The organism is Paenibacillus sp. N3/727, assembly GCF_022637315.1.
Classification (GTDB): Bacteria; Bacillota; Bacilli; order Paenibacillales; family Paenibacillaceae; genus Paenibacillus_AQ; species Paenibacillus_AQ uliginis.
The window spans coordinates 4,014,351-4,036,175 of record NZ_CP093336.1 but is presented as its reverse complement, the minus strand read 5'-3'; the positions used below and the strand labels follow the sequence as shown (position 1 = coordinate 4,036,175).

Annotated in this window: 19 protein-coding genes, 1 pseudogene and 1 riboswitch; of the genes and pseudogenes, 16 read left to right on the top strand and 4 right to left on the bottom strand. The window is 44.3% G+C overall.

Translation table 11 applies throughout. From position 1 onward, the window contains the following. Positions 1–110 precede the first annotated feature (110 nt). The 7 genes from MNQ98_RS18465 to MNQ98_RS18435 all read left to right on the top strand — a co-directional run bounded on the left by MNQ98_RS18465 (position 111) and on the right by MNQ98_RS18435 (position 8,287). Entirely contained in the window at positions 111–1,901 is a 1,791-nt protein-coding gene (locus MNQ98_RS18465) for a DUF4091 domain-containing protein (RefSeq protein WP_241929575.1), read from the top strand. A gap of 245 nt (positions 1,902–2,146) precedes the next feature. After that, positions 2,147–3,637, top strand: coding sequence for an amidase family protein (locus MNQ98_RS18460; protein ID WP_241929574.1), 1,491 nt, complete (start codon positions 2,147–2,149; stop codon positions 3,635–3,637). An 83-nt stretch (positions 3,638–3,720) separates the two neighbouring features. After that, positions 3,721–4,263 (top strand): hypothetical protein, encoded by a 543-nt coding sequence (locus tag MNQ98_RS18455; RefSeq protein ID WP_241929573.1) that lies wholly within the window; start codon positions 3,721–3,723, stop codon positions 4,261–4,263. Between the two features lie 257 nt (positions 4,264–4,520). Continuing rightward, the gene (locus MNQ98_RS18450; RefSeq protein WP_241929572.1) at positions 4,521–5,504 is read left to right on the top strand and encodes a DUF418 domain-containing protein; all 984 of its coding nucleotides are present in this window, start codon (positions 4,521–4,523) and stop codon (positions 5,502–5,504) included. Positions 5,505–5,834: 330 nt separating this feature from the next. Continuing rightward, complete coding sequence (locus tag MNQ98_RS18445) at positions 5,835–6,710, top strand: M23 family metallopeptidase (RefSeq protein ID WP_241929571.1); 876 nt, start codon at positions 5,835–5,837, stop codon at positions 6,708–6,710. A gap of 221 nt (positions 6,711–6,931) precedes the next feature. Further along, positions 6,932–7,276 carry a PadR family transcriptional regulator gene (locus MNQ98_RS18440; protein WP_241929570.1) on the top strand — a complete coding sequence of 115 codons (345 nt, stop codon included), beginning with the start codon at positions 6,932–6,934 and terminating at the stop codon, positions 7,274–7,276. Positions 7,277–7,279: 3 nt separating this feature from the next. Further along, on the top strand, positions 7,280–8,287 hold the full coding sequence (locus tag MNQ98_RS18435) for an HAAS signaling domain-containing protein (RefSeq protein ID WP_241929569.1): 1,008 nt from the start codon (positions 7,280–7,282) through the stop codon (positions 8,285–8,287). Positions 8,288–8,393: 106 nt separating this feature from the next. Here the strand turns inward: MNQ98_RS18435 and MNQ98_RS18430 are convergent. Continuing rightward, positions 8,394–9,125, bottom strand: a pseudogene (locus MNQ98_RS18430) (MFS transporter); the annotation flags it as partial. Positions 9,126–9,415: 290 nt separating this feature from the next. On the opposite strand from MNQ98_RS18430, the gene MNQ98_RS18425 reads away from it, so the two are divergent. Beyond that, complete coding sequence (locus MNQ98_RS18425) at positions 9,416–9,877, top strand: hypothetical protein (RefSeq protein WP_241929568.1); 462 nt, start codon at positions 9,416–9,418, stop codon at positions 9,875–9,877. Positions 9,878–9,936: 59 nt separating this feature from the next. On the opposite strand, the gene MNQ98_RS18420 is transcribed toward MNQ98_RS18425, so the two are convergent. Both MNQ98_RS18420 and MNQ98_RS18415 read right to left on the bottom strand, forming a co-directional pair. Then, on the bottom strand, positions 9,937–11,934 hold the full coding sequence (locus tag MNQ98_RS18420; RefSeq protein WP_241929567.1) for a S9 family peptidase: 1,998 nt from the start codon (positions 11,932–11,934) through the stop codon (positions 9,937–9,939). A gap of 166 nt (positions 11,935–12,100) precedes the next feature. Then, positions 12,101–13,114, bottom strand: a complete 1,014-nt coding sequence (locus MNQ98_RS18415) for a glycine-rich domain-containing protein (RefSeq protein ID WP_241929566.1) — start codon at positions 13,112–13,114, stop codon at positions 12,101–12,103. Positions 13,115–13,271: 157 nt separating this feature from the next. Between MNQ98_RS18415 and MNQ98_RS18410 the strand changes: the two genes are divergently transcribed. The 5 genes from MNQ98_RS18410 to MNQ98_RS18390 all read left to right on the top strand — a co-directional run bounded on the left by MNQ98_RS18410 (position 13,272) and on the right by MNQ98_RS18390 (position 16,324). Continuing rightward, positions 13,272–14,072, top strand: a complete 801-nt coding sequence (locus MNQ98_RS18410) for a Cof-type HAD-IIB family hydrolase (protein WP_241929565.1) — start codon at positions 13,272–13,274, stop codon at positions 14,070–14,072. A 67-nt stretch (positions 14,073–14,139) separates the two neighbouring features. Next, a complete protein-coding gene (locus tag MNQ98_RS18405) occupies positions 14,140–14,502 on the top strand; it encodes an MmcQ/YjbR family DNA-binding protein (RefSeq protein ID WP_241929564.1) in 363 nt (120 codons plus the stop codon). 132 nt (positions 14,503–14,634) lie between these two features. Further along, the gene (locus tag MNQ98_RS18400; RefSeq protein WP_241929563.1) at positions 14,635–14,814 is read left to right on the top strand and encodes a hypothetical protein; all 180 of its coding nucleotides are present in this window, start codon (positions 14,635–14,637) and stop codon (positions 14,812–14,814) included. Positions 14,815–14,871: 57 nt separating this feature from the next. Further along, positions 14,872–14,949: riboswitch (ZMP/ZTP riboswitch) on the top strand. Positions 14,950–15,019: 70 nt separating this feature from the next. After that, the gene (locus MNQ98_RS18395; protein WP_241929562.1) at positions 15,020–15,868 is read left to right on the top strand and encodes a bifunctional 5,10-methylenetetrahydrofolate dehydrogenase/5,10-methenyltetrahydrofolate cyclohydrolase; all 849 of its coding nucleotides are present in this window, start codon (positions 15,020–15,022) and stop codon (positions 15,866–15,868) included. 180 nt (positions 15,869–16,048) lie between these two features. Next, positions 16,049–16,324 carry a hypothetical protein gene (locus MNQ98_RS18390; protein WP_241929561.1) on the top strand — a complete coding sequence of 92 codons (276 nt, stop codon included), beginning with the start codon at positions 16,049–16,051 and terminating at the stop codon, positions 16,322–16,324. A 334-nt stretch (positions 16,325–16,658) separates the two neighbouring features. Here the strand turns inward: MNQ98_RS18390 and MNQ98_RS18385 are convergent, their stop codons facing one another. Then, positions 16,659–16,892 (bottom strand): hypothetical protein, encoded by a 234-nt coding sequence (locus tag MNQ98_RS18385; RefSeq protein ID WP_241929560.1) that lies wholly within the window; start codon positions 16,890–16,892, stop codon positions 16,659–16,661. A 254-nt stretch (positions 16,893–17,146) separates the two neighbouring features. Here MNQ98_RS18385 and MNQ98_RS18380 point away from each other — a divergent pair, with 254 nt between their 5' ends. From MNQ98_RS18380 to MNQ98_RS18370, 3 genes are read left to right on the top strand one after another with little or no spacing between them, the layout of a single operon-like run. Further along, positions 17,147–20,005 (top strand): Na+/H+ antiporter subunit A, encoded by a 2,859-nt coding sequence (locus MNQ98_RS18380; protein ID WP_241929559.1) that lies wholly within the window; start codon positions 17,147–17,149, stop codon positions 20,003–20,005. 2 nt (positions 20,006–20,007) lie between these two features. After that, complete coding sequence (locus MNQ98_RS18375; RefSeq protein WP_241929558.1) at positions 20,008–20,346, top strand: Na(+)/H(+) antiporter subunit C; 339 nt, start codon at positions 20,008–20,010, stop codon at positions 20,344–20,346. Then, positions 20,339–21,820 (top strand): Na+/H+ antiporter subunit D, encoded by a 1,482-nt coding sequence (locus MNQ98_RS18370; protein ID WP_241929557.1) that lies wholly within the window; start codon positions 20,339–20,341, stop codon positions 21,818–21,820. Before MNQ98_RS18375 ends, MNQ98_RS18370 begins: the two co-directional genes overlap by 8 nt. Positions 21,821–21,825 lie beyond the last annotated feature (5 nt).

Sequence of the window (21,825 nt, the reverse complement as noted above, 5' to 3'; positions counted from 1 at the left end):
TTCTAATAGGCATCGTAAACTGTCTGTTACGAAGGAAGAGATTGACACGATTCATTAGTCATTACGATTACGACCTTGGCTCGAATTGACAAGAGAGGAGGATAAAAAATTTGAACAGCGAGCGATTAAGCGTTACGGCAATGTCGGAAGATGGAAGTAGCGAATCGGTTCGGGAAATCGAAGCCACAGAAGGTAGAGAGTCCTTGAAAGGCGCTGTAGGATCGACGGATATGCATTATGTAGTAGAGAACTTATTTGATGATTATAAGAGAGTCGATTATAACGAGATTGTTCAGATGGCGGAGAAAACATGGAGAGGAAATGCATGGAAGGGTGACCGTGCAAATGCACAGCTGGTATTATGGTCGACTAACCAAGGACAGGAGCAAGTTACCTTATCCGCAGGAGATTTGAAAGGGGAGAACAATCATAATATTGACGGCTCCCGAATGTCTGTTCACTGTGTGAAAACGACCAAAGCGGCAAGAGGAAATCCCTCCCAGGGGAATCCGCAGGAGATCATACCGGATATTCTGGGTTCTACAGATCCTGTAAACATCGAACCCTTCAGCGTACAGCCTATTTGGATTTCCATTGATGTACCAAAAGACACAGCTGCTGGATGGTACAAGGGTCATGTAACAGCAACCTCGGCATCCGGTGACAGCGTGACCTTCAACTGTGAGCTGGAAGTGCTTGATTTGACCTTGCCAGATATAAAGGATTGGGTCTTTTTTCTTGATTTATGGCAAAATCCGTATGCCGTAGCCAGGGTGAACAATATATCGTCAGATCAGCTGTGGATAAAAGCCCATTTTGATGCCATGAAACCGCATTATGAAATGTTAGCTGCAGCCGGTCAAAAAGTAATTACAACCACCGTAACCTATGATCCCTGGAATGCACAAACGTATGATATCTATGACACGATGGTGAAATGGACAAAAAAAGCTGACGGCACTTATGAGTTTGATTTTGATATATTCGATAAGTGGGTTCAGTTCATGATGGATCTGGGAATCAATAAACAGATTGATGCCTACAGCATGGTGTCATGGGCAAGTAAAATTAAATATTATGATGAATTACAGAATCAAGAAATCACTGAAATCGTATCGGTCACCGATCCCAGCTGGTCCGGTATATGGCGAACTTTCCTGGAAGCATTCGTGCCCCATCTGGAGGAAAAAGGATGGTTGGATATTACGTACATGGCGAATGATGAACGCTCGCTAGACGAAATGATCAAGGCCGCGGATTTAATTGAGGAAGTGTCCGGAGGCAGATTGAAAATGTCGGCCGCCATGAACTACAATAATCTAAACGATCCGAGACTGGATCGCATTCATAATATTTCTGTAGGACTTATCTACATTGAACACGACAGTAAACAATTATATTCGGTATCCGAACACCGGAGATCACTCGGGTTAATCACTACCATCTATAACTGTGTAGGACATTATCCGAACAGCTTTATCCGTTCTAATCCTGCAGAATCGGTATGGGTTATGTGGTATACAATGCGCCACAAAACAGATGGTTATCTGAGGTGGGCCTTCGACTCCTTTGTTGAGAATCCGTTCGAAACGACCGACTTTAAAACATGGGAATCAGGGGATTCAGCCCAGGTGTATCCGGGGGTATTAAGCACTGTTAGATTTGAACGGATGAAGGAAGGAATCCGGGATGCTATTAAGGTGAATTACATCACAGAACAAGATAGTGCTTTGGGTGAAGCCATTGAAAAGGAGATTTGGAAGATGGAAGCCGTCGGTTTCGCAGTTGATCCTTATAATGGTGTAAAAGATCCGGGCAAGGTTAATATTCCCCAAACGGTAAACCGGTTGAAGGCTGTTTTGGATGACGCATCCAAACAGTTGATCGGTGCAGTTCATTAGCCTGAGGATTCGGTTGGAAAGCAAGAGGCTTCAGATCATGAGATTATAACGGGCCATCCGAGAATGTATCCTCGGGTGGTCCGTTTGTTTCTTCTGTCCTCTTAGTTCATTCTTTTTTAACGGTTTAGAGGGTTTTTGTCCTCTGTTCTCGAATCCGTAACATAATCTGTTAATGGCGTTGAAATTATGAAACGTTAATTTGTCATGATAAATCTTATGAATCGTATAATCAGGAGGTCAAATATATGCTACTAGATAAAGAGACTTGGATTGTTGAAGCAACCATCACCGATATGCAGCAGGCGATGGGGAATGGCTGGATCACTTCAGAAGAAATAGTTCAGTTATACATAGACCGCATTACCCAGTATGATCCGAAGCTCCGTTCCATCCTTGAGGTTAACCCGGATGCTGCCGAGATTGCCAGAAGCCTTGATATGGAACGCCGGGAAAAAGGAAGCCGGGGCAAGCTGCACGGAATACCTATCGTGTTAAAAGATAATATCGATACAGGTGACCGGATGCATACGAGCGCTGGGTCGCTTGCATTAGCTGATTCATATGCTTCTGAGGATTCTTTTGTTGCCGCTAAGCTCAGGTCTGCTGGGGCAGTACTGCTCGGAAAGGCCAATATGACCGAATGGGCCAATTTTATGTCAACGACCATGTGGGCAGGCTACAGTTCGCGTGGAGGACTGGTGTTAAATCCGTATGGTCCCGGGGATTTATTCATTGGCGGGTCAAGCTCGGGCCCAGCAGCGGCAGCGGCGGCTAACTTGTGCGCAGCTGCCATAGGTACCGAAACATCCGGCTCCATCATTAGTCCGGCTAGTCAGACTTGCCTTGTCGGAATCAAGCCAACGGTTGGTTTAGTCAGCCGTACCGGTATCATTCCGATTACATACACTCAGGACTCTCCTGGACCGATGACGAGAACGGTTAGCGATGCGGCCATTATCCTTAGTGCATTAACAGGCGTGGATGACCGTGATGAGAAGACGCTGGCAAGTGCGGTGCATGTGAATCAGGACTATACGGCGTATTTGGATGAAGACTATTTGAAGCAGGCACGAATAGGAATCCCCCGCCACTATTACAAGGATTTGGACAAGGACAGACTCGAGGTCATTGAGGCAGCCATAGAGGTATTGAAGGAGCAGGGGGCAACCATCATTGATCCGGTAGACCTTCCAAGCCAAGAAACACAATGGGATTCGGTCGTGCTTAAGTATGAATTTAAAAAGTACCTCAATGATTATTTAGGCAAACTGGAAAAATCCATTCCTGTGCATTCATTGGCGGACGTGATCGCTTTTAATGAAGAGCATGCTGACAAAGCTCTGAAATATGGGCAAAATCTCATGATAATGTGTGAAGAAACGAACGGTACACTTACAGAGCAGGAGTATTTGGACAGTATCAAGCAGAATTTGGAGCTTGCAGGTGAACAAGGGATCGATTTTGTTTTAAGAGAATACCAGTTAGATGCGATTATGTTTCTGGGAGATGAAGACTGCAACGATCTTGCTGCTCAAATGGGTTATCCTGCTATCACCGTTCCCGGCGGTTATGCGCAGGAAGGAGTTATTGCATCTGAAGGTTACAACACAAAGGGACCGCAGGGCGTTACCTTTGTAGGAACTGCTTTCAATGAGCCTACATTATTCAAGCTTGCTTATGGTTACGAGCAGGCAACCAAGCATCGCAAACCTCCCGTTATGGATCCGTCGTGTTAATGATTCTCCAATAATGGGGAATAGTTAAGTAGGACAGCACGATACGAGGTAACAGTAACATCAAGAGAGAGGGGGAAAGTTGTATGAAACGCAATTTACAGCATGTTCCGTACGGCTACGAGTCACCAAAAGAAGGAGTTAAAGGAACCCTAATATATTATGATATATTTGAAAATGCCCGGGAGTCGGACTTGGATATAGCATTTGGGCTTCTGGAAAGCCAGTCTTTTGCCAAGCTGGTTCTATATCCGCTGCATGAAGAGACCGTAAAACGGATGTCGAAGGAGCCAGCCAGTGCATTTTATAAACGAGAAAAACCGTTGGTTGCATGGACAGAGGAGTTAAACCGCCGCAATGTCATTGTAGAGTTGTGGGAAGGGAAGCGTAAAAAATATACCCCGATTGATGCGGCGCTTCGTCATCTGACAGATAAATACCAGGCACCACATTTTGTTTATATGTCGCCGGAGATGGCTAATGTTTTTGCTTCCTTTTCTTCATTCGAGGAATGGATCGTCAAGTTGAGACTTATATTGTCGTCGAAGCCGGAACAGGTTCATTCACGTCTCGAGAAGTTCAGCCATCGCTGGGATTCAGTAGAGGAAGTACAAGCACGAAAAAGCTAGTCTATTTTAGATTCAATGATTTACCGAAAAGAGCCTTGAATTTGATTCAAGGCTCTTTTTAGTGTTCACATCACTGGGAGTAATGAAATCGGATTGACGAGCAGACAGGAATCGAAACTTTGGTAAAATCTGGGGTGTGAACGAACATAACCTTACAATAAATTAAGTTTGGCGTAAGCTGTATCGATACTCCCGATAGGAGGTGTGAATTAAAATGAAATTCAGAACGTGAAATATATCAGAACGAAAGGGAGTTTATGTTGAAACGAATAGATACGCTTGATTATTTGCGGGGATTTGCTTTAGTCGGCATTATTTTTATTAATATATACCAAATGGTTCCGTATTTTTTTGACCCGAGTGCGACGGACCTTCTTAGTATTATGGATCGTAACATCAGAACATTTATTAACAATGCGGTGTACCAACGTTTTTACACGATATTCAGCTTTCTGTTCGGCATCGGCTTTTATTTATTTATAACACGGGCAAGGGCGAGAGGGGAAAAGGCCAACATTCTGTTTGTCCGCAGACTGATCGTATTATTTGTTATCGGGTTTATTCATCATCAGTTCCAGCCAGGAGAAGCCTTAGTTCTGTATTCGATACTGGGTTTTCTGTTATTGCCGTTATATCGTTTAAAGTCTAGAGTGAACTTTGGGATTGCGATTGTGTTGTGGATTCCAGCTCTATGGCTGGGGGCTATAGGATCAACGATCGTTATGTTTATATTAGGCTTGGCTGTGGGTCAGAGCAGAGTTTTTGAGAACATTCACCAACATAAGAAAATTTTTAGAATCATGCAGGTTCTCTCCTTGCTGCTTATTCCTCTGGCTCTGTGGGCTCAAGAACAGATTATCTCTCATACGGGATATGTGGACATTGGAATGACTGTAGGCGGCTTGGTGATCGACGTGTTCTACGTGACTACGTTAACTCTTCTTCTGGAACGTACTTCGGTTCAGAAATGGCTGATGCCTCTTAACAAATTAGGCAGAATGGCATTAACCAACTACCTGATGCAGACTGTCATTATTTTAAGTTTAAATGCCGTGTTTGATTTAGAAAATAACGTCTTCTACATGACGCTTGCATCCATAGCAGCAGGAATTCTGATCTTTCAAATAGTGCTCAGTTCCATCTGGTTAAAAAAATTCATGATGGGGCCGATGGAGCTGCTGTGGAGAATCGGAACATATGGAAAAATACCTGATCAATACAAGAGAACATCTAAGGTGTAGCTGCTATATTCTGGCTTCATTCCAAGCTCTGTTCCAGATTTCTTCAACGGTTTCCACAGGTGTCAACTTCGATGTATCCAGCCATAAGCCGATATGGGGTGTTGCTTCCCGCAATCTTCTGTCCTTCTCTCTAGGTACCTTAACAGCCGCTTAACATGCTTACAAGAAATTTTGAAAAATTCAATGTCTGTTAAGATCGTGTTTTTGCTGCCATAAGGTTCCAAGTTTATACTGTTGCTATAGATATGAGAAGGCGCTGGATTGGAGAAAAATATAAAAAAATACAAACATTCAATCCGGCAATAAATTTTTACGATGGAGGATATGTTCATGTTACAAAAAATATTTATAGAAGATATAACCGCTTTAATGATGATAGGGCAGCACAGCCAAATCTATCAAAACATGAGTGAAGAACTTCAATCCATTGTAACTTTTGGCCAATTCAAGTCGATGAGCGACGAATACACACAAGGTGTAATTTCATTTCAGGTGGAACTGAAGAGTAATTTCGATGGAATCACAATAATGAGCTGGATCGACGATAGTGGTTTGAAGGGGATTCAAGCTGCTATGGATGGCTCGGGGACGATAGTCGGCCTTTTGTTGTGTCCGCTTGAAAGGTTTCCGGAGACCGATCAACAACAGACCGAGACGACATTCAAGCTTCCTTTTCGGGGGGAGTGGTTTGTCTTTTGGGGAGGCCATCACGTGATGAACAACTATCATTACGAACATGAGAGTCAGCGTTATGCTGTGGACTTAGTACAGATGAAGAATGGGTACACATATCAGGGTGATCCAATGCACAGTGAGAGCTATTATGCGTTTGGTCAAGATATAATAGCCGCAGCTGAAGGTAAAGTTTTTATGTCGGAAAATGATATTACGGACAATACTCCGGTAGGTGTTACGAACGAGGATCAGCCTATGGGTAATTACGTAATTATTGATCATGGGAATAGCGAATACAGTATATACGCCCATCTGAAACAAGGTTCTGTGACAGTGAACGCGGGGGATCAGGTGAGCCAAGGTGATCTAATCGGATTATGCGGCAATTCAGGTAACTCCACGGAAGCTCACTTGCATTTTCAGGTATCGGACAATCCTGATCTTTTTGAAGACGGATCGATGTCCTTGAACATTAAGTGGGAACAGGAAGCAGCTGTTATACGGGGCAATACGTTAGATGGTGGGAAGTAGACTGCGATTAGAAAGATAGTGGAATAAAATGATCACAATAAGCTGGTGCCGATAATAAATCGGGCCAGCTTTTTTTAATAAGGACAATTTCTGGACCACTGTTAATGCGACGCGTTATGGCGTTCTGGGAGCTTTCGTAAAAATATATTATGCGATATATGATATTTGTTTGTTTACAATAGTGTGTGGCGTACAGTATGATAACAACAGGAGTTGATCATATGACTGAAGTGAATGAAATCATCAATGGTTTAACGCAGGAGCTGCGTCGAGGAACGATTATTCTCGGTGTTCTAAGCCAACTGTCAGAGCCCCAATACGGATACTCACTCGTATCAGTTCTAGAGGAAAAGGGGATCAGTGTGGATCCCGGAACATTGTATCCGCTCCTTCGCAGGTTGGAAAAGCAACAGCTCTTAGAAAGTCAATGGGATACCAACGAAGCACGCCCGCGAAAATACTATTCACTTTCCCCTTTAGGTCAGGTAGTGTACCAACAGCTTTGCCTGGAATGGAGAAATATGATCAGCAGTCTGGAAGGCTTAATTGATCATGGAGGAGGATAAGACATGGAGCTCATTAAAAAGTATGTTTATGCGGTAACACAAAAGCTGCCTGCACAGCAAAGATCGGAAATTGAAAAAGAATTGACGGGTCTGATCGAAGATATGCTGGAAGAACGGACTCAGGGTGGGCCTGTACAAGAAAGCGACGTGGAAGAAGTGCTAATTGAACTCGGTGACCCATCTGTCTTGGCAGATAAGTATCGGGGGAAGGCACGATATTTAATCAGTCCAGAACGGTTTAACCCTTACCTAGCTGTACTCAAGATCGTTATGTTTTCGGTTGTGATAGCGATGAGCGTCGGATTTGTCATCGAATTTTTTATGGGACCGGTCAATATTGCGAAACATTTTGCAGAATACTTGGCTTCCTTGTTTTCCGCAATTTTTCAAGGCTTTGCATGGGTAACAATCGTGTTTGCGCTGCTTGATCTCCGGGGAGATCGCACTTCAGATAACAGAGCTGGTGCGAAGAAGACGTGGAAACTATCTGATTTACCTTCCATCCCTGATTCCAAAACCGTAATTAAGCCGATCGAGCCCATTCTCGGAATTATTTTTTCAATTGTATTTCTTGTGCTGTTTACCTATTCGCTAAATCTGGTAGGAGTACATTTGTTTAGGGACGGTCAGTCCACCGTAATTCCTGTGTTTAACGAAGAGGTGTTCCGTAAATACATTCCGTTTATTTGGGTACTGACAGCGATTGGTGTCCTGAGGGATTGTATGAAAATGATTACGAGAAAGTGGACCCGTCAAATCGTTGTTTTTCATCTGTTTTTTAATGTTATATCGCTGATTTTTGTATTGGTCATGTTTTCAGACCCATCCATTTGGAATCCTCAGTTTATGAATGAGTTAATACAGGCAGGCGTCACTACAGAAGGCATTGAGAGCTTTCAAACCATTAGTACGATCTGGGATCGTTCAAGGGAAGGGCTTATTTATATCATCGCACTCATCACCGTAATTGATTCCATTGCAACAGGTATGAAGCTTTCTCGTATTAAATGATCGATTTATTATGAATATGGGTAAAAGGTAAAGGCCTCTTCGACAAGAAGGAGGCCTTTTGTTTGTTTTGGAGGTTACTATACCAATTCATCCTTTTTGCGAATTACGCCTTTTCCAAATAGTAAACGAGCCAGCCTCCTACAGCCAATTCCGAAACTACTCCGAAAGACAAAATAGCGACGATCAGCCAAGCGATCTTATCCTTAAAGAATTGCTTGAGCGGGATTCGGTCCTCAGCTTTTAAGTCATCACTTGGAAACTTGCCAATGACAGAAGGAATAATGGGCAGCAACGAAAGAGACAGCATGATCAAATACATACCGCGCCAACCAAGCTCGCCGCCAAATACATTCCATCCCATCATGGAGGAGGCGATAATCGGCGCTACCGTGGAGCTGAGCCCATAGAAGAAATGGGACAAATTCATCATCGTGCCTGTATTTTTCGTGAAGATACGGGCAGCCATAATGGCCAGTCCGATCTCGAGCATACCGTTGCCTATGTACATAAGAAAATAGGATGCCGACAAAAATGCATAACTCGTTGATAAATACATCAGCACCCCGGAAACGGTCATAGAGCTGAAAGCCAGAATTCCGGTCCATTTGATGCCAATCCGTGCGGATAGTATACCTGTGAACGAACAAGCAATCAGGTAACCAAGAGAATTAAAGGCGAGTAATAATCCGAGCTGCATTTCATCAAGCTGGAACTCGGACTGCATCCGAGGAATCGCAGGTCCCTTAATGTTCTCGGAGAAGCCAAAGATGAGAAAGCCACCAAATACAACAAGTAACAATATAAAGTAGTTCAATTTAGGACGTTCCCGCATTTTCATCTTAGATGAATTTCCCAAAGGTAAACCCTCCGTAATGATTTCTGAAGAAATTATAAAAATAATACTACCGCAAATCGGGATTATGAAATACATAATTTTCATTAATCTATAGTGGGTTTGTGATTTAGATCAATAAAATTCATTAGAACAAGGACATTCGCGAAAAATAATTGACAAAAATGCGGCTTAATTGTGTCTAAATTATGTACAACGGTGGTATAATAAGGTATGATAAATTGTAAGCACTTTCATTCAATGGATTAATTCACACAGATTGGAGTGTATTTATTATGAACTATCAAATCAAATATGCCACCCGTATGAAAGAAGTTATTTTCGTTTCCTTGGTATTCAGTATCATCATGTTCCAGATCGGGGTTTGGTCCCAGCAATCATTCCCGGTGCTGTTCTACGCTCAGATGGCAGTGAACGTCATCATGGTGATCGCACTCATTGTGGAATTATACGCCAGAATGGTAAGACGCGGTGTTGAAATTCAAAGCGATTCTAATGTAATTCGTATTCATGGAGAGATTATAAAGGCTGAAGACATTGAGGTTATCCGGGTTTCAGGCTGCCGAAGTGCAGCATTCAGCCTTAAGCTGAAGGAGAAGAAGAGACCGTGGGTTCGGAGCACATTTAAATTTATGGATGCCAATTGTGAAGGGATCCGTGAAATTTTAAAATGGGCCGAGTCAAACAACATTGAGGTTCTTAAGATCGGACCTCAATCCCCAATGGTTACTGTGTAGATCAGATGCAAGTAAAAAGACTTTGACCCGTAGTAAGGCGGTCAAAGTCTTTTTTGCGTTTATTTTTCAATATGTTCTTCAAACCAGCGGACGATATGGCTTAATCGTCTTACGCGAAGGTGCGGGTGACCGGCTCGGGACAAATTGTGGTCCGCGGCAGGAAAACGGACGAATTGAGTTTTCTTGCCGAGTCGTTTTAACGCCACAAACAATTGCTCACCTTGCTCAATCGGACAGCGCAGATCCTGCTCGCCATGAAGGATGAGCAGAGGTGTATGAATATCTTTTACATAAGCGATAGGGGAATGCTTCCAGAGCTTCTCTAGATCATCCCAAGGGTTGCCCCAAATTTGATCTTCCGTGAAGTAATATCCAATATCACTTACCCCGTAAAAAGATATCCAGTTCGATATGGAGCGCTGAGTAACGGCTGCTTTAAAGCGGTCCGTATGTCCAACAATCCAGTTAGTCATGAAGCCTCCGTAGCTGCCGCCCGTTACACCGAGGCGTGTTTCATCTACATAAGTGTATGTCTTCAGAACATAATCCACTGCTTCCATGAGATCCTGATAGTCTCTTCCGCCGTAATCACCGCGGACCGTATTCACATGAACCTGTCCGTAGCCATGACCACCTCGGGGATTTGTATAGAAGACAGCATAACCTGCAGCAGCAAGCAGCTGGAATTCATGCATAAAGGTATGGCCGTACATTACTTGAGGACCACCGTGAATTTCCAAAATGGCCGGAACCTTAGAGCCTTCTTTGAAATTTGCAGGCTTCATCATCCATCCCTGAATCGGCCAGCCGTCTGAAGTTTCAAACGTGAACACTTCCGGTTCGCTGAGCTCAAGCTCTGCCCATAACTCTTCATTGCAGCGGGTCAAACGGTTCTCTTCACTGCTGGTTCGGTTGTATGTAAACAAATCACCTGGCTGCAAAGGATCTGCGGCTGCAAATACGATGTTCTCGTCCTGCGTCAGAGCAAACTGGTAAATCTCACGATCCCCGCTGACCTCTACATGATGTTCCGAACCATCCAATGCAAAGCGTCCAATATGAACACCGCCATTACGGCTGAGCTGTACGTAGACATATCGCCCATCTTGGCTGAACAAAGGCGCTGTTCCGGCTCCAGAACGCATATCGCTGACACAGCTGTGACCGAGCTGAACATCAATATCATCGTACAGTGCGCGATATGATCCGCCGTGTGTAGGTATCAGATAGATTCTGGTCAGAGTAGCAAATCCATGGGACAAGTTATCTGCCAGCATGAGAATGGAATTTCCATCCGGTGTGTATGTTATGGAATCAATCGATAATTTTCCGTCCGTCACTTGTCTAGTCGACTTGCCTTCACGATCTACGATAAACAGATCACTCGTAAGCTTTAAATCAGGATTCTGATAATCGTCGGATGAAATTTTAGCAGTATAGGCAATTTCTTGTCCATCCGTTGACCAGGTAAAGGAAAATACATCAAATGTTCCGGAAGTAAGTTGAGTACAATGCTCCGTTGAGAGGTCCCACAGGAAAAGATGACTTCTACGGCCATTCCATAACCCGCCGCCATCGGCTTTAAATTTAATGCGATCTATCGTTTTTTCCTCAGGCATTTTAGGCTGATCAGCTTTTTCGTTTTCAAGTTCCAGTTCTTCCCCATCAGCTGTTTCAGCTTTGAGCAGTAAAGATTCTCCATCTGGAGACCATTTAAATGCGCTGACTCCATGCTCAACATTCGTGATTACGCGAGCTTCGCCGCCATCAGCGGGAATGATCCATACTTGTCGTGCATCTTCATGTTTTCGAAGAAAAGCGATGTGGGAACCGTTCGGTGACCAAGCGGGTGCAGCATCTTGTTCTCCCGCCGTAAAAGGAATATCACGGCGTCCATCTGCATCCATCAGGCGAATATGGGAGCGATAACCATCATGCTTATCGCTGACTGTTTTTGAGACGTACGCTATCGCGCCGCTTTGTTGAGAAACGACCGGATCATTCACCCAGTGCATACGGTGCAAGTCTTCGGCGGTAATGACACGTTTTTCACTCATGCTAAAATCCCCCTAATTCAGATATGTGTAGATAAATAGAAAATAAATACTATCCCACATTATCCCAGAGAAAAGAACAAAAATCCATCCATATGTATAGAAAAACCAACTGCTTAATCAGCAGCTGGTCAATTATGAGGCCTTTATGAAAGGTGACTTGATTAGCTTAACTGCTGCATCCGCCTCCGCAGCTGCTGCAGGATGAACCGCCACTGCAGGAGGAACCTCCGTCGCAGCCTGAAGTATTGCTGTCATGATCATGCCGGTCATCATTGGCGGAAGTGCACGCAGTACCGGAGTATACAGCTGCTCCATCTTTCTTGATCATTTCGGCATCTGGAACCATATGACGTGTAAAATCATCTGGATCATTCCATGAAAAAAAGACAGCGGATGCAAGCAGGATCTCGGGATGATGGTAATTCACTTTGTGTTGATTGACCGGACGTCTAATTGAGGTATCAATCCGCTCCTGTAATCCTGTTAGTACCGCATCGATAGCCTTGTGGGCTTCACTGGAATGCTCATACGTCCAAGCGTTGAATCTTCTATCTGCTGGTAGGGAGCCTGACTTGTACTGATACGGCTCCATCTCATTTCTTGGTACAGGATTTCGAAAGAATGGTCCCCATAGCAGAGCACTTTGTGGCGTCCATCCAAACAGTTCAACATAAACGAGGTCAAACCATGCTCTTTCCCCGGGTATAGGTACCGCTTCAGCAGCATTAGGGATGTGATGAAGCATTCTTCCAAGAAAACGTTCTGAGAATCGTTGGTATTCCTGTGTATACATCAGCATCTCATGCCACAACTCATCTACCGCCTTACTGAACATGGGCACTTGATCAAGAACAGCACAAAGAATGAAGAACCGTTGTAGCTCAAGCCATCGCCATTCGTACTCACGTTCGGAGATGCCTGGATGCTCAGACATCATTCTCTGTCTTAATGCATCTTTGAAGCTTACGGGAATCGATTGTTTCAGTTTGTTAGCCAGATCTACCGCTGGGCTGTCTACTCTGACCAGATCAGGTGGTGAAGGAGCATCCCGTAACCTACGGGTAATATTTAACCTTGAGCGGGATCGTACTTCTTTCAGACTTTTACGTAAAAACAGGCTGATCGAAGCCAAGCTGAACACGACCATGATTATGAGAATTACAATAAGACCTTTGCTCATATCGTTATGTCCTTTCTTAAGGGCTTTAGTGCATTATCACAAATTTGTACATTTTATGCAAAAGATTCTGAAAAATGGTTAGCATGTTTCCTTGACCTGAAATGCTTTTCATGAATTATGCTTGATAAGTGACCGAAATCATGAGGAGGAAATAAGTATGAACAAAAAACTAGTTTTTTTTGATATAGACGGGACTCTATTGGACCATGATAAAAAGGTACCCTTGTCAACAAAGGAAGCGATTCAAGAATTAACAGCAAACGGACACGAGGTTGCGATTGCGACAGGACGGCCACCGTTTCTGTTCAAGGAGCTACGGGAAGAGCTAGGTATCGATTCTTATGTCAGCTTAAACGGTCAGTATGTTGTTTATAAGGGAAAGTTGGTTTATAGCAATCCAATTCCGACAGAGGTTCTACATTCACTTAAAGAGTATGCTGTAAGCATCGGCCAGCCGATCATTTACACTAGTGAAGAAAATACGAAAATGAATGTGACTTACCATAAGCGCGTTGAAGCCAGCTATGCCCCACATAAATTACCTATACCGGAATGTGATCCCGACTACTATTTGGGCAGACATATTTATCAGGCGGCTCTATTTTGTACTGAAGAGGAAGAGTCAGCATATATCGTGGAATATAATGATCTGCTCCGACTTGTGCGGTGGGATGAAGTGGCCGTTGACGTAATTCCGACCGGGGGTTCCAAAGCAGCTGGAATCGAGAAGTTTATTCAACATCTCGGATATTATAAGCGGGAAGAGGTTATTGCTTTCGGAGACAATCTGAACGATCTGGAAATGCTGCAGTTCGTCGGCCATGGTGTGGCAATGGGGAACGCGGATTCTGTAGTCAAGGAAGTAGCCAGATATGTAACAAAGGATGTCGATCAGGACGGCATTATGCATGGACTTCGGCAGCTCGGTTTACTGTCGGTTGACAGCGCCGTAGTATAGCTAGGTTTTCTGGATCCTTTGTACATGTTATATTTAGGTAAAATGAAGGATGAAGGAGAGAAATCTCATGCATAGCCATCTAATAACATACTGTCTAACCAAAAAAGGAGCTGTAGAAGACTACCCGTTCGGTCCAGCTCCGCTCGTTATAAAGGTCGGGGGTAAAATGTATGCGCTGATCTCCAAATCTGAAGAGAACGGGTTTACCCATATAGCATTAAAGTGTGATCCGGTAATCGCTGAGAATCTTCGGGAACAGCATGCTGCTGTTCAGCCCGGCTATCATCTGAACAAGAAACATTGGAATACGGTCATCTGTGACGGCTCCTTAACGATATCAGATTTGCAGGACATGATTGATCACTCCTACGAACTGGTATTTAAGAGTCTTCCCAAATCTATGCGAGATTCGATTAGTGAAGCGGTGTGAATTAGAGTATCGCATGTTTGACGTGATGTGTTGATCAACTTAGGCATAGGTTCAAAAGAGATATGTAATTTTCATCCCTACGCATAGTATAATGGACGAATCAGGAAGTGAAGCAGCGAGGAGCCATTCATTATGCTTAAAGGTTGGAAATTTTCTGTGCTGGGCATCGTTATCGTTGGAATTACCGCAGCGGTTGCGCCACAGTTCGGACTGATTGACTATGGAAGATCTATTTCTTTGTTCATTTTGTTCGTTTTGTTTGTAGCGGCGCTGGAAGTTATGGAACGGCTTGGCAAGCGAAAAAAAGGTTAAAAATTCATCTGCAATTAAAGGTGCGCCCCTCAGCAAAACGTGATATATTAAGAAAAAGTCACTATGTGTAACTGGCGTAACATGGAATACCATGAGGGAGCACATAGATAACAGCCGTACGCCTGGGCAGAGGTAAGGAGATTCCATAGGATCTCCTTACCTCTTTGTGTTTCTATAAACATAAATTGTCGAAAGGGCTGATCACATGAGCAAGGAAACGTTGATTTTGGATGGCAATCAAGTGGCGAACAGCATTAAAGAAGCATTGAAAGAGCGTGTGGAAAAGTTGGTTCAGGAAGGGACAACACCTTGCCTGGCGACGGTACTGGTCGGAGATGACCCTGCTTCGGAAACGTATGTCCGTATGAAGGGCAACGCATGCAAGAGGCTGGGGATTGACTCCAAGCGTGTGGTATTGGATCAGATGACTTCTACTGAACAGTTAATCCATGTAATAAAAGAGCTGAATAACGACCCTTCTGTGCACGGGATTTTGCTGCAGCATCCTGTGCCGCATCACATTGATGAGCGGGCCGCGTTTGAAGCGATATCGATTGAAAAAGACGTAGATGGTGTAACAATGCTCGGTTTTGCTCAAAATGCGTTTGGTCAGGCTCTATTTCCTTCCTGCACGCCTGCAGCGATTATGGCAATTATGGATGCTTACCACATTCCGATTGAAGGAAAACATGCGGTTGTCGTTGGGAGAAGTCCTATCCTCGGCAAACCGGTATCTATGATGCTTCTGAACCGGAATGCAACGGTAACAATTTGCCATTCCAGAACACAAAATTTGGATCAACTGGTGTCCCAAGGTGATATCGTGGTGGCAGCGGTTGGAAAACCGAACTTCATACAGGGAGATTGGATTAAACCAGGTGCTGTCATTATGGATGCTGGTTACAACGAAGGAAATATCGGAGATTGCGATTATGAAGCTTGCTTCCCGCATGCTAGTGCAATTACCCCAGTTCCGGGCGGAGTAGGACCTGTTACGATTGCCACACTGCTGAAACATACGGTTGATGCCGCTGAAAGATCGATGAAAGCATAAGTTTGAGCGCATGTTAAGACGGCTGCTGTCCTGTAAAAGGATGGCAAGCCGTTTTTGTTATATGAGAATGTCTGAAAGTTGTTTTGCAGTCGATTGCTATGATATTATGCACCTGATTAGTATATGTTAGGTAAGAACATGGATCGACCTATTCTCAAACTAACTATAGGGAGGGCGGATATGGAGTGGTTGGCTGTACAGCCCTATTATAAGATTCAAAGGGAAGTTGGAAGTACGGAACAAGTGATGTATGAGGATCATCGGACGTTATATTTATATCGCGATAAGATTGTAACCCATTATCGTGAATTTCCCATCGTAGATGTGTTTGACCTGTCTTTCCGTCAGATGGGGGATGTAGGGGGATTTTTATACCTGCATACGAAGCTTGGAGTTTATTCTTATACTGTCAAGGAAGACCCATCCGGATTCATTGAAGCCTTTAAAAGTTTATAACAATGAATAGTAATGTGATAAAAATCGTCAGCGCATAGCTGACGGTTTTTTTATCTTATGGGCGCCTATAAAGATCGCACGGTCCAGTAAATAACTGGACCAAAGTCGGAAATGAAGACTTGGCTCAAGCAGGTTCCCGGAATATGCCTGATTTTATAAACTGATAACACCAAAATGAATTGCAAAGATTTGTGCCTGACTTTCGGACACTGACTCCCTATGTCATTGGGATGAAGGGAATGTCATATCCGAGATTCGCCATATATTCCTATTCAGCAGCTTTTCTCTGGACGGCTGTATATTTCTCCCTCGGTATGTTTGTGTTCGGGGATAATTAGTCAGCCGGACGTTGAATAATTCGGATGTATTCACGTGGACCAAAGGATTGGGCTCCTAGATCTAGATCCGTTTCCTTTGCGCTGATTGTGTTTATATTATACTTGGGACTGTGTGGTGCATACTTGGGTTCTGGGTAGTGTACCCGGCTGACATGCCTGTTCAGCACAGCGGCTCCCAGCACAAGAAAAGCAAACAAAACACAGCATACTGTAATCTTTCGGACGATCATTCTAATCACTCCTCACTTAAGAGTGATGCCCATTTTGTGTATTTTTATTCACATTGCCTTTGACAAAAGCGTTATTTATGGGCTATACTGATTCACAGTTTGTGATGTGTTTACTTATAAGCTAATAATTACATATGGAAATAACCGGAGGAGCCTGCCAACAGCAGGCTCTTTTTGCGTTTTTTTGGTCTTACGAATATTGGATTGGCAATACTGAGGAAAGATTAACATATTTGGGTTAAGGAGGAATCAACTTGTCGCTGCTTCATGCCGCCATTATGGCACCTATTATTTTTGCCGTTCTGGTACCTCTTATTTACAAGTTTACGAAACGTATTCACACAGGATGGTTTGTCCTTCCTGTACCGGTCATCTTATTTGTTTATTTCCTAAGCAGAATTCCTTCTGTACAGGAAGGTGAGGGAGTGTTCTCAAGCTTACCGTGGATACCTTCCCTGGGCATCAATTTTACGGTATATCTGGATGGGCTCAGCCTTTTGTTCGCCCTGATGATTACTGGAATCGGCTTGTTAGTCATTCTATATTCCGTCTTTTATATGGATAAGAACAAGGAAGCGATTCATCGGTTTTATGTATACCTGCTTCTGTTCATGGGTGCGATGCTTGGTGTCGTTTTGTCCGATAATGTGATGGTTCTTTACGGCTTTTGGGAGTTGACTAGCGTTTCATCCTTTCTGCTGATTGCTTTCTGGTATTCCCGTGAACGATCAAGATACGGAGCTCTGAAATCGATGCTCATTACAGTATTCGGCGGTCTTGCCATGTTTACTGGCTTCCTGATGGTTTCTATTATGTCCGGAAGCATGAGCGTAAGGGAGATCATTGGTCAGGTTCCTGAAATGACAGATCATACATTATTTATCCCCGCCATGATTTTGATTCTGCTTGGCGCCTTTACGAAATCGGCCCAGTTTCCGTTTCATATTTGGCTGCCGGATGCGATGGAAGCACCGACTCCAGTCAGCGCCTATCTTCACTCGGCAACAATGGTTAAAGCAGGGCTTTATTTGGTTGCTCGCTTTAGTCCGGTGTTTGCCGGGCAGGCGGAATGGTTCTGGCTAGTTACAACTGTCGGCCTTACTACGTTGATTTACGGATCCATCCGGGCCATTAAGCAGACTGATCTAAAGGCACTGCTTGCGTTTTCAACGATAAGCCAGCTCGGTCTGATTATGAGTTTGCTCGGGCTTGGCTCGGCTGCCGCTTTTTATTCCGGGAGTCCCGAATCTCTGATTTACACTAAAGCAACGACAGCCGCTATTTTTCACTTGATAAACCATGCCACCTTTAAAGGTGCGCTGTTTATGGTGGTTGGTATTGTCGACCACGAAACCGGAACGCGTGATATCCGGAAGCTTGGTGGTCTGATGGCACTGATGCCAATCACATTTACGGTGGCTGCTATTGGGGCTTTCTCCATGGCCGGGTTACCACCGTTCAACGGATTTTTGAGTAAAGAAATGTTCTTTACGGCCGTTCTCCATGCAACGGAAATGGATTTCTGGAATGTACAGACTTGGGGCGTGCTCATTCCTGTTGTGGCTTGGATCGCGAGCGTATTTACATTCCTGTACAGCATGATTTTGGTGTTCAAGACTTTCACAGGCAAACTGCAACCGGCTAAGTTGGAAAAGAAGCCACATGAGGCGCCGCTTGGAATGCTGATACCGCCAGTGATTTTGGCATCACTTGCCGTTGTATTCGGATTGTTCCCGAACCTGCTATCCTACTCACTTATTGAACCGGCGATGGCTGCCATTTTGCCAGATATGCTCGCACCAGGTGAAAAATTCATGGTGAAGATCGAGTTCTGGCACGGGTGGACAACTGAGATTTTTATGACGATAGGCATTATCGTGCTGGGGACGATTCTGTACAAGCTTTATGGAAGACTTCGTGTGCTCAATCGCCCATTATTCAACCGAGTTACGTTTAACCGGATTTACGACCGGGGACTAACTTCTCTTGAACAGGGAGGGAAAAAGCTGACAGGTAGCTATATGACCGGGTCTATTCGGCACTACATGATTTATATTTTTGGGTTCATGATCTTACTTTTAGGATATGCCATGGTGTATTCGGATGGGATCAAGATTAATATTTCACAATACGCTCCGATATCGTTCTACGAATCGATCGTCATTATCGTGCTTGTGATATCGGTTCTTGCGCTTCCATTTGTCCACTCACGTCTAGTTGCCATTATTTTGACAGGAATGTCAGGCTATATGGTCACATTGTTCTTTGTATTGTTTCGGGCTCCCGATTTGGCTCTTACACAGATGGTTGTGGAGACTGTCTCCGTCATGCTGTTCCTGCTCTGCTTCTATCATCTGCCGAAACTCAAGAAGGAGCATGTTCCGCTGAGATTCAAATGGACCAATGCGCTAATCTCGATCGGTGTAGGCGTTGTGGTGACACTCATTGCTTTGGGAGCAACCAGCGGCAGAATGTTTGAACCTATTTCAGACTTCTTCTTGAAAGAAAGCTATACGTCAGCTGGAGGTAAAAATGTCGTCAACGTCATTCTAGTAGATTTCCGTGGATTTGATACGATGCTAGAAATCACGGTGTTATGTATTGCAGCTTTGGGTATCTATGCCATGATCAAGATCGATCCAGGTGATGCTATTCTGGGGCAACGGGAGATGAGACAGGATATCCTCTTACCGAAAAGCAACGACGTAATACTGAAAACGATCTCGAAAGTGGTCATCTTTATTGTCTTGACGTTTGCTCTTTATTTATTCCTTGCCGGACACAACAGCACAGGTGGAGGCTTCGTCGGGGGATTAATGACTTCCTCAGCGTTGGTGCTACTTTCGATGGCCTTTGGTATGAATGTAAGCCAGAAAATGATTCCGGTAAACTTCAGAACGGTCACGGCTATAGGCCTTCTTTTGGCGTATTTTACAGGTATGGGATCCTTCCTGTTTGACATGCCGTTCCTCAGTCATGCTTTCGGGCATTTTGAACTGCCGCTGCTGGGAGATACTGAGCTTGCTACCGCTTTGCTGTTCGATATGGGTGTATATTTGGCAGTTGTAGGGGTCACCATGACGATCATTTATTCAATTGGGAGGGACAACTAGCCATGGAATTATATATGTCACTTGCGATCGGTGTTTTGTTTGCTGTTGGGGTATACTTGATTCTCTCCAAAAGCCTGCTTCGCATTATTTTGGGAACTTCTCTAATTTCACACGGGGTTAACTTGCTGCTGCTGACAACGGCCAAGCTTAAGACAGGTGCAGCACCGCTGCTTGGGGAACAGGCGGAATCGTATGTTGATCCGCTCCCTCAGGCGCTTATTTTGACGTCCATTGTTATCAGCTTCGGCGTGACGTCGTTCTTTTTCGTACTTGCTTATAAAGCGTATCAGCGGCTCGGGACTGATGATATGGAAGAATTGAGGGGGGAAGAGGATGAATAATCTGATCGTTCTTCCGCTCCTGATTCCATTGCTCACAGCAGTTATCCTCATTTTCCTGTCCAAAAGAGTGAAGGTGCAGCGATGGATAAGCCTGATCAGTGTCTTCCTTAATGGGGTATCAGTTGTGCTCATTATGGATCAGGTTCAGGAGAAGGGGATCCAGACGTTATATATGGGTGGCTGGTTGCCGCCTTACGGCATCGTGTTCGTGGCGGATATGTTTGCGGTGCTGCTTGTGCTGACAACACTTATTGTGGCGGCAGGATGTCTCCTATACGCTTTTCGCACGATTGGCGAGCAGAGAGAGAAGTATTACTTCTATCCGTTTTTTCAATTTCTATTAGCGGGTGTTATCGGTTCATTTCTGACCGGTGATCTGTTTAATTTGTTTGTTTGCTTTGAAGTCATGCTTATATCTTCCTATGCGCTGATCGTTCTGGGAGGTACCAAACGACAGCTTCGAGAGACGCTAAAATACATTTTGATCAACATCATATCGTCTGCACTGTTTGTTGCTGCCATGGCTTATCTTTACGGTGTGGTCGGTACACTGAATATGGCCCATCTATCCGTTCGTGTTGCAGAAGCAGGACAAGGCGGCTTACTGAGTGTGATCGCCATCATGTTTTTGATCGTATTCTCATTGAAAGCAGGGCTGTTCCTGTTCTTCTGGCTGCCGGGGTCCTATAGTGTTCCCCCCGCAGCTGTAACTGCGTTATTCGGTGCACTGCTGACGAAAGTAGGGCTGTACGCGATCATCCGCACGTTTACGCTCATCTTTTATCACGATCAAGACTTCACGCACAATATCATTGCTTGGATGGCAATGGCTACAATGATTCTGGGTGGGCTTGGAGCTGTGGCGTACAAGGATATTCACCGGATTCTTAACTATAATGTGGTCATCAGTGTCGGATTTATTGCTTTCGGTTTGGCAGTGGCAACGAAGGATTCGCTTGACGGTGCAGTGCTTTATCTCATTCATGACATGATTGCAAAAGCGCTGATGTTCATTCTGGGAGGAATGATCATCTCCGCTGCTGGTACGAACAAGCTGAACGAGATGGGCGGATTAATTAAACGTTACCCACTTTTGGGATGGATGTTTTTCATTCTAGCCTTAGCGCTGGTCGGCATTCCGCCCCTTAGCGGTTTTCCAGGTAAAGTTCTAATGGTTCGCGGCGGTCTGAGTGAAGGTGAATTCCTGTTGACGGCGGTTGCGGTAGCTTCAAGCCTGATTGTGTTGTACTCCTTAATGCGTGTATTTATAGGAGCATTCTGGCGGGAAGATCACATGCTACCTGTTCGGGAAAAGAAAAAATGGCATAGTTCGGCTTATGTATCTGCAATCAGTCTATTAGTATTGGTTATTGGACTTGGTGTCGGTTCGGAATGGATTTATTCCTTCGCCGGACAGGCGGCTGAGGTTCTAACCAATCCGTCAATATACATTGAAGCCGTATTAAAGGAGTAGTGGAG

What these genes read in the sequence shown, in the direction of transcription:
- MNQ98_RS18460 (WP_241929574.1), top strand. Translation starts at nt 2,147, where the DNA reads ATGCTACTAGATAAAGAGACTTGGATTGTTGAAGCAACCATCACCGAT.
- MNQ98_RS18455 (WP_241929573.1), top strand. Translation starts at nt 3,721, where the DNA reads ATGAAACGCAATTTACAGCATGTTCCGTACGGCTACGAGTCACCAAAA.
- MNQ98_RS18450 (WP_241929572.1), top strand. Translation starts at nt 4,521, where the DNA reads ATGTTGAAACGAATAGATACGCTTGATTATTTGCGGGGATTTGCTTTA.
- MNQ98_RS18445 (WP_241929571.1), top strand. Translation starts at nt 5,835, where the DNA reads ATGTTACAAAAAATATTTATAGAAGATATAACCGCTTTAATGATGATA.
- MNQ98_RS18440 (WP_241929570.1), top strand. Translation starts at nt 6,932, where the DNA reads ATGACTGAAGTGAATGAAATCATCAATGGTTTAACGCAGGAGCTGCGT.
- MNQ98_RS18435 (WP_241929569.1), top strand. Translation starts at nt 7,280, where the DNA reads ATGGAGCTCATTAAAAAGTATGTTTATGCGGTAACACAAAAGCTGCCT.
- MNQ98_RS18425 (WP_241929568.1), top strand. Translation starts at nt 9,416, where the DNA reads ATGAACTATCAAATCAAATATGCCACCCGTATGAAAGAAGTTATTTTC.
- MNQ98_RS18420 (WP_241929567.1), bottom strand. Translation starts at nt 11,934, where the DNA reads ATGAGTGAAAAACGTGTCATTACCGCCGAAGACTTGCACCGTATGCAC.
- MNQ98_RS18415 (WP_241929566.1), bottom strand. Translation starts at nt 13,114, where the DNA reads ATGAGCAAAGGTCTTATTGTAATTCTCATAATCATGGTCGTGTTCAGC.
- MNQ98_RS18410 (WP_241929565.1), top strand. Translation starts at nt 13,272, where the DNA reads ATGAACAAAAAACTAGTTTTTTTTGATATAGACGGGACTCTATTGGAC.
- MNQ98_RS18405 (WP_241929564.1), top strand. Translation starts at nt 14,140, where the DNA reads ATGCATAGCCATCTAATAACATACTGTCTAACCAAAAAAGGAGCTGTA.
- MNQ98_RS18400 (WP_241929563.1), top strand. Translation starts at nt 14,635, where the DNA reads ATGCTTAAAGGTTGGAAATTTTCTGTGCTGGGCATCGTTATCGTTGGA.
- MNQ98_RS18395 (WP_241929562.1), top strand. Translation starts at nt 15,020, where the DNA reads ATGAGCAAGGAAACGTTGATTTTGGATGGCAATCAAGTGGCGAACAGC.
- MNQ98_RS18390 (WP_241929561.1), top strand. Translation starts at nt 16,049, where the DNA reads ATGGAGTGGTTGGCTGTACAGCCCTATTATAAGATTCAAAGGGAAGTT.
- MNQ98_RS18385 (WP_241929560.1), bottom strand. Translation starts at nt 16,892, where the DNA reads ATGATCGTCCGAAAGATTACAGTATGCTGTGTTTTGTTTGCTTTTCTT.
- MNQ98_RS18375 (WP_241929558.1), top strand. Translation starts at nt 20,008, where the DNA reads ATGGAATTATATATGTCACTTGCGATCGGTGTTTTGTTTGCTGTTGGG.
- MNQ98_RS18370 (WP_241929557.1), top strand. Translation starts at nt 20,339, where the DNA reads ATGAATAATCTGATCGTTCTTCCGCTCCTGATTCCATTGCTCACAGCA.